The sequence below is a fragment of the Iodobacter fluviatilis genome (assembly GCF_004194535.1).
GTDB lineage: Bacteria > Pseudomonadota > Gammaproteobacteria > Burkholderiales > Chitinibacteraceae > Iodobacter > Iodobacter fluviatilis_A.
In genome coordinates this window covers 4,195,377-4,207,104 of record NZ_CP025781.1, presented here as the reverse complement: position 1 = coordinate 4,207,104, position 11,728 = coordinate 4,195,377, and the positions used below count along the sequence as shown (strand labels likewise).

General features: G+C 47.4%; 13 protein-coding genes and 1 pseudogene. 8 read left to right on the top strand and 6 right to left on the bottom strand.

Annotation, left to right across the window (positions count from 1 at the left end; translation table 11 throughout):
* Positions 1 to 141: 141 nt before the first annotated feature.
* Together C1H71_RS18705 and C1H71_RS18700 are read right to left on the bottom strand one after the other, a co-directional pair.
* Positions 142 to 1,695, bottom strand: coding sequence for a YiiX/YebB-like N1pC/P60 family cysteine hydrolase (locus C1H71_RS18705; protein WP_130107916.1), 1,554 nt, complete (start codon positions 1,693 to 1,695; stop codon positions 142 to 144).
* Complete coding sequence (locus C1H71_RS18700; RefSeq protein ID WP_130107915.1) at positions 1,682 to 2,425, bottom strand: hypothetical protein; 744 nt, start codon at positions 2,423 to 2,425, stop codon at positions 1,682 to 1,684. Before C1H71_RS18700 ends, C1H71_RS18705 begins: the two co-directional genes overlap by 14 nt.
* A gap of 841 nt (positions 2,426 to 3,266) precedes the next feature.
* Between C1H71_RS18700 and C1H71_RS22065 the strand changes: the two are divergent.
* From C1H71_RS22065 to C1H71_RS18690, 3 genes and pseudogenes are all read left to right on the top strand, one after another.
* Positions 3,267 to 3,341: pseudogene (locus C1H71_RS22065) on the top strand (hypothetical protein); the annotation flags it as partial.
* 27 nt (positions 3,342 to 3,368) lie between these two features.
* On the top strand, positions 3,369 to 3,593 hold the full coding sequence (locus C1H71_RS18695) for a hypothetical protein (RefSeq protein ID WP_262488329.1): 225 nt from the start codon (positions 3,369 to 3,371) through the stop codon (positions 3,591 to 3,593).
* A gap of 82 nt (positions 3,594 to 3,675) precedes the next feature.
* Positions 3,676 to 4,107, top strand: a complete 432-nt coding sequence (locus C1H71_RS18690) for a hypothetical protein (RefSeq protein WP_188053421.1) — start codon at positions 3,676 to 3,678, stop codon at positions 4,105 to 4,107.
* A gap of 95 nt (positions 4,108 to 4,202) precedes the next feature.
* On the opposite strand, the gene C1H71_RS22060 is transcribed toward C1H71_RS18690, so the two are convergent.
* Complete coding sequence (locus C1H71_RS22060) at positions 4,203 to 4,493, bottom strand: Rrf2 family transcriptional regulator (protein ID WP_374704463.1); 291 nt, start codon at positions 4,491 to 4,493, stop codon at positions 4,203 to 4,205.
* Between the two features lie 124 nt (positions 4,494 to 4,617).
* Between C1H71_RS22060 and C1H71_RS18680 the strand changes: the two genes are divergently transcribed.
* The 5 genes from C1H71_RS18680 (at position 4,618) to C1H71_RS18660 (ending at position 7,810) form a co-directional block, all read left to right on the top strand.
* On the top strand, positions 4,618 to 4,992 hold the full coding sequence (locus tag C1H71_RS18680) for a hemerythrin domain-containing protein (protein WP_130107913.1): 375 nt from the start codon (positions 4,618 to 4,620) through the stop codon (positions 4,990 to 4,992).
* 11 nt (positions 4,993 to 5,003) lie between these two features.
* On the top strand, positions 5,004 to 5,381 hold the full coding sequence (locus C1H71_RS21140; protein ID WP_223145928.1) for a hypothetical protein: 378 nt from the start codon (positions 5,004 to 5,006) through the stop codon (positions 5,379 to 5,381).
* An 83-nt stretch (positions 5,382 to 5,464) separates the two neighbouring features.
* Complete coding sequence (locus tag C1H71_RS18670; RefSeq protein ID WP_130107912.1) at positions 5,465 to 5,677, top strand: hypothetical protein; 213 nt, start codon at positions 5,465 to 5,467, stop codon at positions 5,675 to 5,677.
* Between the two features lie 296 nt (positions 5,678 to 5,973).
* Positions 5,974 to 6,417, top strand: coding sequence for a hypothetical protein (locus tag C1H71_RS18665; RefSeq protein WP_130107911.1), 444 nt, complete (start codon positions 5,974 to 5,976; stop codon positions 6,415 to 6,417).
* A gap of 406 nt (positions 6,418 to 6,823) precedes the next feature.
* Entirely contained in the window at positions 6,824 to 7,810 is a 987-nt protein-coding gene (locus C1H71_RS18660; RefSeq protein ID WP_130107910.1) for a catalase family peroxidase, read from the top strand.
* A gap of 150 nt (positions 7,811 to 7,960) precedes the next feature.
* Here C1H71_RS18660 and C1H71_RS18655 read toward each other — a convergent pair whose 3' ends face one another.
* The 3 genes from C1H71_RS18655 to C1H71_RS18645 form a co-directional block, all read right to left on the bottom strand.
* Positions 7,961 to 8,797 (bottom strand): methyltransferase domain-containing protein, encoded by an 837-nt coding sequence (locus tag C1H71_RS18655; RefSeq protein ID WP_188053419.1) that lies wholly within the window; start codon positions 8,795 to 8,797, stop codon positions 7,961 to 7,963.
* 227 nt (positions 8,798 to 9,024) lie between these two features.
* The gene (locus C1H71_RS18650; protein WP_130107908.1) at positions 9,025 to 9,963 is read right to left on the bottom strand and encodes an isocyanide synthase family protein; all 939 of its coding nucleotides are present in this window, start codon (positions 9,961 to 9,963) and stop codon (positions 9,025 to 9,027) included.
* Positions 9,960 to 11,210: a cytochrome P450 family protein gene (locus C1H71_RS18645; RefSeq protein WP_223145927.1), complete on the bottom strand. Its 1,251-nt coding sequence runs from the start codon at positions 11,208 to 11,210 to the stop codon at positions 9,960 to 9,962. Before C1H71_RS18645 ends, C1H71_RS18650 begins: the two co-directional genes overlap by 4 nt.
* Positions 11,211 to 11,728 lie beyond the last annotated feature (518 nt).

The window sequence follows — 11,728 nt, the reverse complement described above, 5'->3', positions numbered from 1 at the left end:
ATAAGAAAAACTGCCGTGGATAAGCGAGCCAAGAATCCCTTTTCGCTCATACTTTAATGGCCTTTGGGTTTGCTTGAACCAGCACGTTAAATTCACGGAAGCCTTTGGTAAAAAGCACGTTTTCTTTTTGTTTGACTATGGCTACTGGGTTGAAGGGCGAGCATCGTTGATGATCTCGTTGCTGTGTTTTACTCTTGAGATCAGCGCAAGTAATTTTTCTTGTAACTGATCCTCTTCGCGCTTGCCATCGCGGTACATGATAATGGGGCTAAAGATGGGCATCTCGCCCATAGCCAGTTGGGCTACATTATCTGGGCTAATGGTGTAGCGGCCCAGTGTTTGGGCCAGCGGCCAATCAAGATCTGGAAAGACCACGTAGGCCAGCTCAGAACAAACGATGCGCTCGTGCGTCATTACGTCAAAATTAAAATCGTATTCTTTGCCCAGCTGCTGCACTGCGGTGATTGCGGCATTGCGCTGGTAATCTTTACTTAATATGCGTTGATCGCGCAGCACGAGCAGATCATCAATATTCATAAAGTGATCGAGCGTACTCAGGGTGACGCCAGAGCGCAGCGCTTCTACGATGCGTTTCCCTTTACGTACTTGCTCTTGCCACTGAGCTGGGATGTCATCCCATGCCCCCATTTCTTTTAGCTCGGCTTCAGAGCCTAGCCACAGCGCCATATGGCCGTAGTGGCCGGGAATCATTTTATCGGTGAGGCGAAACGGTGTTTTTTCCAGCAAGATATCCAGTGGGCGCATTTCGCTTTCTAGCTGGATTAGTGTGCTGGGATCAGGGCGATTTAACTTGCCATTACGCGTTTGCACTAGGCCCACCATTTGGCCAAAGCCAAAGCTTAGACCAAAGCTAAGGATGTTCTGTGCTACTTTTCTCTGCTGATTAAAGTCTTCAAGAATGAATTGTGTGATTTCTAGTGGATTACCTCTGGTGCTTTTTCGCTGATTCACATACCAAACCGTACTTTGGCTCAGGGCATATAAATATTGCTCATTAGCATCAGGTGTTTGGCTGCTTTCACTCCGCATTTTAAAGTATTGATCGACCAGATTACTGGCGAGGAGTAGCTGAGCGTGTACCTCGCCTGAGCGGTACTGGCGGATCAATTCATCCAGTTGTATGGTGTTTTTTACATCGTAATTAAGTAGGTAGCGAAGTTCTGCGTTCTGCGCGTAGGGCGCAATGGCAATTTGGTAGCTATCCATCAGCACGAGCGCCGCGGCTAGCCCGCGTTCAAGATCGAGCAGTGTTTTTTTACCTACCTCGTCATATGGGTTTAGCGATGGCGCCCACATTCGGCTTTTTGCAGTGGTGCACAGCTCCGGCAAGCCGGTTGTGCTGGGCTTTTGTATGTTTAGGCGGATGGGGGCGCTCAGGGCAAAGCAGGGGGCGATATGCTCTACTTCGGGTAGTAGGCGGGCGCGTACAGCAAAATACTGCTGAATAATGCCGCGTAATTGCTCGCTTTGCTGGCGGTTTAATTTGGGGGTGGCGCTATTGCCGATGATCTGATGCTGCTCGGCAAAGCGGTAAGCTTCGGTGCGGATGCTGATCAGCTCAGCAATGCTGGTCTGGAATTCTTGCAGGCTACTTACCGCCTGAGCAGGGCTGGTCAGCGTGAGCAATAGCAGCAGGCTGGCAAAACGGCGAAATAACAAGTCAGGCAGTTTCATGGGGGCTCGCAAATAAAATAAATAGGCAGGCAAGGCTGGCTAAAAGATGTTTTAAAGTATGGCCGGATAAATACTGCTGCAGGGTATTAAAAAGCATTAGATCCTGTAATTCGGCAGTTTTGGCCAAAATATAGCAAAGGCTAGCCGCCAGCATCAGCCAAAAAGGGCGCTGCCTGCCGCAAAGCTGCCACTGCCATAGCGGCAATAAAATCAGCGGTAAAGCCTGTAGTAATAAATAGGGGCGCAAATCTTGTGTGACGGCCCAATAGCCCACAGACAAAACGGCCCAGCAGGCTAAGGGAACAATAAACCATGTGCTGTTGAGCCTGCCATGCAGCTGGCTAGCCAGTGCCGATAAAAATCCCGCGCAAGCAAGGGCAATGGGGATCCGATCCCAAATCAGCCGCACATCATCAGGCGCAAGATGATACCAAACCGAGCCTACCGCAGTGAGCAGCAGGCTGAAAAATCCAAACATCCAGCCTGCTTTGGCGATGCCCTGCTGTGAGCCGCTGCGCTGTAAGCCCCATGCCCCGATCAGTGCAAAACCGAGGTTGGATAATACATCGCGTAGATTCGCGATGCCTAAGCCCGCACGTTGATCCGCAAAATCATGATAATGCGCCTGCTGAGCAATCGGGCCGTACCACAGCATGAGCAGAGCGAGAATGATAAAAAGGTAGAGTGCAGGCTTTAGAGCGGGCCAGCCAGTGTAAGAAGTGTGGGCCATATGGTTTCTTGTGAAAAATATAAAAGAGTACAAGGCTAACTGCCCGCCTTGTTTTGACTCGTAGGCCAGTTGGGCAATAAAACGTGCTCGCAAAGCTTGAATAAAAGGTAAGCGGCCATTACCTCCAATGCCCCGAGTATCAGGAGGGTTTTCCAAAGCTTTGAAAGCGTATTGCTAGCAACTTAGACGGTCGAAGCGAAAAATCGCATGGTCGAGACCGGATTTTGCCGGATTTGCAGCGCCAATAACGAGTTATTGGTCAAAAATCTGGTGAAATATAGGCCGATCAGGTGATTTTGCAGCTGACTGATGCGAAGTCCGACAGGCTGCTAGGATCTGTTGACGTTTTATACACGGCTGCGTTTGGCACTTTTTTGGGGGGGGCTGATCAAGGAGAAAATTGCAACATGGTACAAGTACCATGAGCGATTTTTAACTTTAGTTCCGCCCCCAAAGGGGCTAAACCGCGAGGGGCGGGGCCGGAAATGCGTGATGCTCCTCGACAATAACCCGTTATTGCCTTTGTTACATGCCTTGTGCCTGGCCGTTTCTCGGCTCAGCACTATTGTAAATGAAACGTCAACAGACCCTAGCTTGGCGATGGAAATTAAGCGTTGCTAGCTCAGTCATTGATAAAGTGGGCTAGGCGCAGATTTAAGTTAAACAAAGCTCCCCACAAGTGTTAGAGCCCTTATTTTACGCATAGGCACGTTGAATAGTTGCTGTTTCTCGTGCAGGGTATTTTTGCTATTAATAATGCTGAGTTGGGTGATGGCCATCGCGGGTTTGACGACGCTTTCGTATCTAAGCGTGGTACTCAACTCCTTAGGCGCTTACATTAAATGCGCAAAAAATAGATAACCAAGCGGGCCATATTCAGGCGGCGGATCTGACGGTTAAAACACCCAACCAACTGGATAATCGCCAAGGCACTTTGCAATGCGTGCAAAAGCTACAAAACAGCCAAGGAAAAATCGCCAGTGCCGCAGGCAAAGTCACGCTGAATATGCCCCTAAACAGCAAAAAATGCCCCTATGAAAGCTTGCACTATTTGCGGATTCCTTGTCGTTTATTGCAAGGTGCACAAGATTTACCATCAGAAGGATTGCGTAATATTATGATGATTTTTAGGGAGGATTACTGTTTGCAAAGCAGGCTAAATTTATAATAATTATGTCAAATGTAATACTTAATTTCTTAGGCTTAAGTTTGAAAGTTGGAAATGTACTACTTATTCAGGGAATGAAGCTATGGAAATAGATTACGAAAAAACTGTACGATATATAAATACAGATTTGGTGCTCACGGCTCCAGTCGATTTGACTTCACTCGCGGAAGTTATCTCTCCTGAAAGTGAATCTCCTGACACTGCGACTATTACTCGTTTGCATGTTGGCTATATTGATGGCATTGGTTATCAAGCTACTTTTGAAGCGTTTGATCAGTATGGTAATTTTAAAACGCCTGAAGAAAGTATCAATTGTTTACTTAATTGCATTGAGCAGCTTCCGGTAGCACTGCAATCACTGTGGCGAGCATGCTCTAAAAAAACATTAGATATTGGATACAGTAGCGGGGTTAGTCCGCGTTACGTTATTAATCCCATATCTATTCACACTCTTGCGCGTATGCAATCGTTAGGAGTTGATATTTCTATTACGATATATTCGATGACCGAATGAAATTTAGGAAGGAGAAATATGGGGCTAGGCCTTATATTTTGCACAAGATATAATTTATAGTGGTTTGCAAGGCTGATAAATTAATTACATTCATGTCAAATGCAAGACCTGACCCTATAGGTTTCAACCAAAGACAGATCATGCTCCATATGACGAACAACATTATCAACACCAATCTCATTTAGCGAACCTTCCAAAGGTAATCCGTCCCCCTTGCCACGCAGCCCCTCAACATAGCCATGACGGATTAATTGATTCACAACCTTCATCATATGGCTGCGTGAAACGTCAAATCTCGTCGATCTTTCATGGATCGTTGCTAAGCGATGCTGGTTCGCCACCAAGTAAATCAAAACCATCAGCACATAATCAGCATGTTGAGTAATGTGTGTCAGTACCTCAACTCATGACAAAGATATAAATACCATAACTAAAAGATGAATATATTTTGACTATTTTAAATATGTATTTTATAGTCACATTTAACAACTGAGACTTAAGGAGATCAAGATGCGACGTGATGAGAAACTAATCAAGCTTTCTCGCGAGCATTATGCCTCGCTAAAGCTGGCGAACAGCCTAGCTTCTGCCCCAGTGCATACCATCTCTGAAAGTCTTAGTCAGCAGGTTAAAACTGCAAGAATTGAACTGAGTGCGCATTTTAAGGAAGAGGAAGAAACCTTAATTCCTCAGTTATTAAGTTATGGCGAATTTGCACTTACAAACCGGCTGAAAATAGAACATCAGCAATTGCTTAGCCTGAGTGGAGATGAGACCAACTCAAATGCACTCAAACAATTTGGTTTGCTACTGAAAGCACATGTTCGCTTTGAAGAGCGTGAATTATTTACCGTTTTACAAGCGCATTGGGAAGCACAACCGTGAGGAGAAGAACCGTGACGACGAACGAAGACCTGCAACGAATTGGATTTCTGCCATTTGATACGGTGCGATCCGCTTTCAATCATCAATATGAAGTGAGCAAAATGAATGCAATCACCGCATGGCAAGGCGTAGAGCGCACGCAAAATTGGCAATTTATTTCAAATATCAAGCCGCAAACTGCGCTCAATCTAGGCCGCGCGATAATATCGCTCGCTATTTTTTGCATGCTGGCGGCGATTGCAATTGCTTATTTTTACGATGCATATTTCAGCATCAGCGAGCAAACCTGCGCCCATTTAACCGTGCTGATTTCAGCTGCTTTTTTTAAATTAGGCTATGTAGTTCGCTTAGCCGCCCACCATGCTCTGGGAAACTATAACGCAGGTTGATTGGGCTTTTACCAAAAATATGTACTTTTAATGAATATTAATACTTATTCCTAATTGTAAAAACACGAAACTCATAGTCTTCAATGGCGGATACCGTATATGGCTATACAGCAAATCTAAATCGATCTGAAATCGCCAAGCCTAACCTTAGCCGAATTGCACATAAGTACGCCAGCCTTGGTATTACATTAGGCCAGGACACGACCGTTGATTGTCACTCGATCGCCTCAATTGGTGAAGTGCTGGGTGAAGGAGTAAACAAAGAGGCTCTAGCCGCATGGAATGAGGCTTACTAGCTAATTGCAGCAGATTTAATAGCTCGCAAAAGCTGCGTCTATCACAGCACTTGGAAAACGGGGCAAGCATGGGAAAACATCATAGTGGTTGTTAAACAATTAGTCGTTCAAGCGCATCAAATTTGAGTCGGATGGATGGATGGACTTAGGGCCACTGAATACGCTTTTTGTTGTCGCCAATTATTGTTTATGCAGCCCACTCACACTCATGAAAGGACAACATCAGTGGCTAATTTTCGCAGGTGTGAGCCCAAAGTGGATCCGATACGAACCCTTTTTCACTGATGTATTTGGTGATGCATAAAGATATCACACGCGTAGCGATATTTTGTGCAGCCGCTCTACCGGCTGCTGCGTACTGGCATAGCCCAGCAGGGGGATTCCCCCTGGCCATTACGGTATTAATGTCAACAAGCCATCAAGTATCCTTTTACCGCAGCTTCAACGGTAAATTATTGGCTCATTTGTTATCCGCCATCGGGGAGGCCTTGCTGCTCTTTTTCATCACTCAAATGAAATTGACTCATTTTTACGAACAGACCTGCACCTGGATAATCGGATGTATTTTCTTACTCATTATTCAATCTTCATCAATACGCCATCCACCTGCACTCGCCACAGGCGGGGGTATCTTAGCGAGGGAGTCACTCATCGCCATTCTGTTAAGTTGCCTTTTTGCAGCATTAATTTTTGGCTTAGATCATGCCATATACAAACATTACAACCATAGGTCCAAATAAATGACAAATAGCCGCAATGTTAGAAACTATAAATGGCTCTGCCGAACTAGCTCAGGCTGACCATCAGGCTCTGTGGATAAGGAAGTGCCTATCGTGGTGCGGAAAATCAAGTATTTGAATAGCATTATTAATGCAATTCAGCGAATCACGCAGCCAATACTCACAGCATTTCACTCGGTGTAACGTGAGCTCGCTGGCATTAAGCAATACACACAATCTGCTAAGTGCAGAGGCTTCAGGATGAAGCCTAACCCACTACTGTTTGTCGACCAGCTTTGCACCTCGGCAGGAAAAATTCAACAAATTTTGAAATAGGGTGACAGGTCGACTTAGACTAAGCTTGTCCCCATGCAGTTAATGCGGCAGAACCAATTCACTTCATCAATAACATATAAGGAAAGTCATAATGAAATTCAAATCAACGATAGCCCTTGGTACGCTCACTAGCCTGTGTATAGGCGCTGCACTTGCCGACGAACCCAGCCCCGCAGCCTTGGTTGACGCATTGAATGGTGTGTTTGGCCGCCATGCCCATATGCGTGCCTCACATGCCAAGGGATTCTGTATCAGTGGCGAGTTTATTTCTAGTGGCGCTGGTGCTAAATTGTCTTCAGCCAAGCATCTGCAAGCTAATACCATTACCCCTATGATAGGCCGTTTTTCAATTGGTGGTGGCAACCCAAATGCGCCAGATAATGCCCGTAATTTGCGCGGCCTAACGCTTAGGTTCGACATTGCGGGTGGTGAGCGGCATGATCTCCTGATGATTTCATCACCGATGTTTTTTGCCCGCACGCCCAGCGAGTTTGTAGAATTCTTGGCGGTTCGCAAACCAGATCCAGCTACAGGCAAGCCCATCAAAGAAAAGTTGGATGCATTTAATGCAGCAAATCCGCATACATTGTTGCAAGCCAAGTATGTTGCCAGCCAGCCAGTTCCGGCCAGTTACGCAACCATACCCTATTGGGCAGTAAGTACTTTCTACCTGGAAAACAGCGCACACAAGAAAACAGCAATTCGCTGGCGCGCAGAGCCTGTGGCTAATCAACAGGGCTTGAGTGATGAAGAAGCCGCAGCACGCAGCAAGGCGTTCTTGGCAGATGAATTGACCAGCCGACTGGAAAATGGACCCGTCGAGTTCCAGTTGTATGCAATGCTTGCCCAAAAGGAAGACAACTTAATTGATCCAACAGAAGTCTGGCCTACAACACGCAAAGAAGTATTGGTGGGGAACATTCGCATCAAAGCGCAAACAGCCCAAGCTTGTGATACGACTACCTTCATTCCTACTGTCTTACCTGCGGGCATGCTGCCAAGCGCCGATCCAACACTACCAGTACGCGCGGCAGCCTATGCGACTTCATTGGGGCATCGCCTGAGTAGCCCCAAGTAAGCCTTCGTGCCTATGCTGAATTCAGAGGGAGCAACGGGGTCAGGCCTTACATTTTACGTCAGATAAAATGTACAGTAGTTTGTAAATCAGATTGAATTGATAGCTTCTCGTCAAATGTAAGCCATGACACTTTAGGTTCTATGTTAAGCGCTATAACGCGGATTGCTCATTGTGCACAGGCTTGAAGCCCCAGGTTTGGAACAAGAGGCTGTAGACAACGAAAGTATCGCGATGGCTCAGGTGATCGCTTAAGACGTGCATCAAGTCGGTGAGCTCGTCTTCCGTGCACAGCCTGTCCTCGATAATCTGCTCCTTGTGGATGCCAGCAAAGACGATGGGGAGGTTCTGATGCAGGTCGCCGGACCTCCATATTGGTGCGAACGCCTTCATCTGCACATCGACGAGTCCCAATTTGTGGAGCATACCCGGTACGCGGCGGCCGATGAAAACGTCGAGCCCACGTGCGCGTCGAACCGCTGTCAGTATCGAAATCAGCCGATCCCATTTCGGATGAGGTGGCTCGCACGTCCAGGAGATCCAATCGACATCCTGAATAGCGACCACGCCCCCCGGACGAACGAGTGCCGCCGTCTCGCGGAGCACCTCTTCGGGGTTCGGCACGTTGATAAGCACAAGGCGAGCGTGGGCAAAATCGAAGTATGACCTCGGAAGACCGCTTGAGGCCGCTTCCCCTAGCATTAGCTGCACATTCTGCAGACCGAGTTCGGCAACAGAATGTCGCCCCATCTCCAGCATGCGCGGCTCGTTGTCCAAACCTACGACCGCTCCACTCGGACCCACCCGATCAGAGAGGAGGTTGAGGATTCCAAGCGGTCCGCATCCAACGTCGACCGCGCGCCAGCCCGGTTGCACTCCGATTTGGTCCAGCAGCCAGACCGCCTCGGGTTCGTGCGCTGCACTCTGTCTGATTAACCGCTCACGTTCCGAATCACTAGAGCCTAGGATGTATTTCGGTTGTTCAGGCATGCGCGCTTTTGCGCAGCCCCTCTCCACTGACGGGTTATGCGGCATTTGGTGCACTATGCCTCATGCGAATTGCCATATGGACTGTGGTCAATTTTGTTACTCCGAAGGTGCCAGTTATTAATTGATTGGTTAATTGATTGCTTCATGTCAAATGTAAGACCTGACCTTGTAGGTTTTTTTAAGACTGACTCTGTAGGTTTTTTCTGGCCCCAGTTATTTTTAAAGCATCAACATCGATACTCATTTGGAATGACGTAGTGACTGGGCCGTCCATTCTCTCGGACCAGATTGCCAATCTGTTTCGCTTCGCGATGCTTCATCAACAAAGTACTATTGCCACTATCTACAAGCACTGCGTGCCATGGGGTTACCCAAGTATCGGTGGCGTTGAGCAGCATGATGCCTAATTTGGCCGAACCCGGCGGTTGCGGATGAATTGAAAGTCGCACGGTGCATGGGTGATGATGCGCAATTAAATTGCCCCACGCTTCCGAGCGCTGCATGACGGCCAGTGCTCGTGTCTTGCTAAGGCGTTGTAAGGCAGATTTGCTCATGCCGACTGATAAACACGCATCCTCCAGTAGGAATCGCGTTATGCCGCGGTACAGTTTGTTTTGGTACTCGTTAGATGTTACTTCCTCGCGCAGAACAGGAAGCGGTCGCGCCCATTCTTCGACAAGCAATGCGCGCTGCGTATCAAAATCAACTTGATGGTATACATGACCTAACTGGAATATGTCGATGCATGAAATCTGCTCTGTATTGATCATATCGATCAATCCAGCGGTGTAGCCATTAATCGTGGAATCATTCACTTGGATCAGATCACCAAAAACATGACCATCTGAACAGATCAACACACGAGCGCCAGCCACATAAACCTTTTCAATTTCATCGCACAGTTGTTTTAAGAACCGCAATGACATGCGTTCGGCCATATCTGGCAAATCACCCAGCACCTTGTCGGAATTGGGTGATTTGCAGGGAAATGCCGGCAATGTCAGTTGTATTGTCTCGCCGGTTTGTACCAACCTGCGTATCTGTTCCTGTTGCGGTAAATATTGATGCCGCGCATTGGGATAAAGTTCGCGTCGGTGCCGTAGCAAGATATTCAGAATGGCTTTGGTTGTGTTGGCAACGGAGTCGTGTTTGAGTGGAGGTATCATGATCTTGATGCTCCAAGAGTATATCTCACCGGCAGTGCCAACAGTCCACGTGCCAACACCGCATTAATCCAGCGCAATTCTCTGTCGGTGCAGGCCAGTTGGATGTTGGGCAGGTATTCTAAAATTGCTTGAATGCTGACTTCGAGCTCCAACCGTGCTAATGCAGAGGCAGGGCAGTAGTGATGGTCATAGCCAAATGAAAGTGGCTTGTTTGGTTCACGCGCAAAATCAAGCTTGTGAGGACAACCGAACTGCGCCGAATCGTGATTGGCCGCGTTGAGCCCGACGATCACCGAGTCGCCCGCAAAAACAGTTGCGCCCAACCATTGAGTTGTTTCGGTAAAAAATCGCCATGTGCTTAATGCAAACGCGCCATCGTACCGAAGCAACTCGGTCATTGCTCGGTCAATACGTGTTGAATCCTCCCGTATTTGTTTGAGTTGCTCGGGATGCTGCAGCAATGCCAGCATGGCATTGCCGATTTGATTGGTCATCGGCTCCTGACCAGCAACCAGTAATTGAAATAACACCGAAGTGAGCTCGTCACGGCTTATCTTTTTCCCGTCATAGGCGGCGATAAGTTGAACGATCAGTCGATCGGAATCACCGCCACGTGACTCAACAATGACGGTGTCAATATAGGATTGCAACTCAGTTAATAATCCAATGTACGCTGCTCGCCCGACGTCGTTAGGGCCAACAGGCTGCACTACCTTACACCAGACAGGTTTGAATTGTATGCGGTGCTTGTCAGAAAGCCCGATTACTTCGCTCAATACCAGCAAGGGCAGTTGCGATGCAAAATCGGCGATCAAGTCACATTCCCCAGCTCTTTGGAGCGGCTCAAGCAAGCGCTGTGCTATCAGCGCGATTCGCTCACGAAATCGATCAATCCGCGAAGCGGAGAACGCCTCCATGATTAAAGCGCGCAGAGCTGTGTGTCTGGGCGGATCCTGATGTAACAGGTGCGACTGTAGGGTGGTGTGCTGCGGCTCTGGCATGATTGACGCGAGTGAGCGCCAATGAGCATTGCCCAGTTTGTGGTTTTTACCTATGTTTGGGTGCGTGAGCGTTTTCATCGCCGCATCGTAACCGGTGACTAGCCAGCCGCATACTCCGCTGGGGAACTTGACGTAGTGGATTTCGCCCTTCTCCATGAGCCGTTGAAAGCTGGCATAAGGATTTTGATAGAAGGCAGGGTCGTAGAACGAGAGTGGTTTAGTCGTGATCATTTTTAATTTCAACATGGTATGGTCGAACAAAGCGGCAGCTACCCGATTTGGATTTCAAGCCAGCGACAATGTTCTCTTGATAGTAAAGTGATGGCTATATTCAATTTAAGCGCTGACAGACTGTCTTACTTATGAAAGGATGGAAAGTAAATGGGTTGAAACTTACATTTTACATAAGATTAATCGGAAGACAATGTGGTAAATCCTTACGTTTTATACAAGATTTCGCGTGAATTTCATTTGAATTGGATATTTTGCAAGCAAATGCAATATGGAGTGATGGGGCAGGTCTTCTTGAGTTATTTCTTCTGCGGTATTTTTGCGGGGCAGGGGGATCATCTGTTGCGACTTGTGGTGATGACCTTCAGTGGGGCTTAGTGGATAGATTTAAGCCCCTCACGCATGGGGTGCAAGGCTGAAGAAATTAAAGGGTTAAGTGGACGTTTAATTGTTTAGTCGAGAATTCTGTTTTTTAGAAATGCGTTGTGTTTTTTATGCCAATGAGTAACTGGGGTTAGAGCAAACTTAAATCC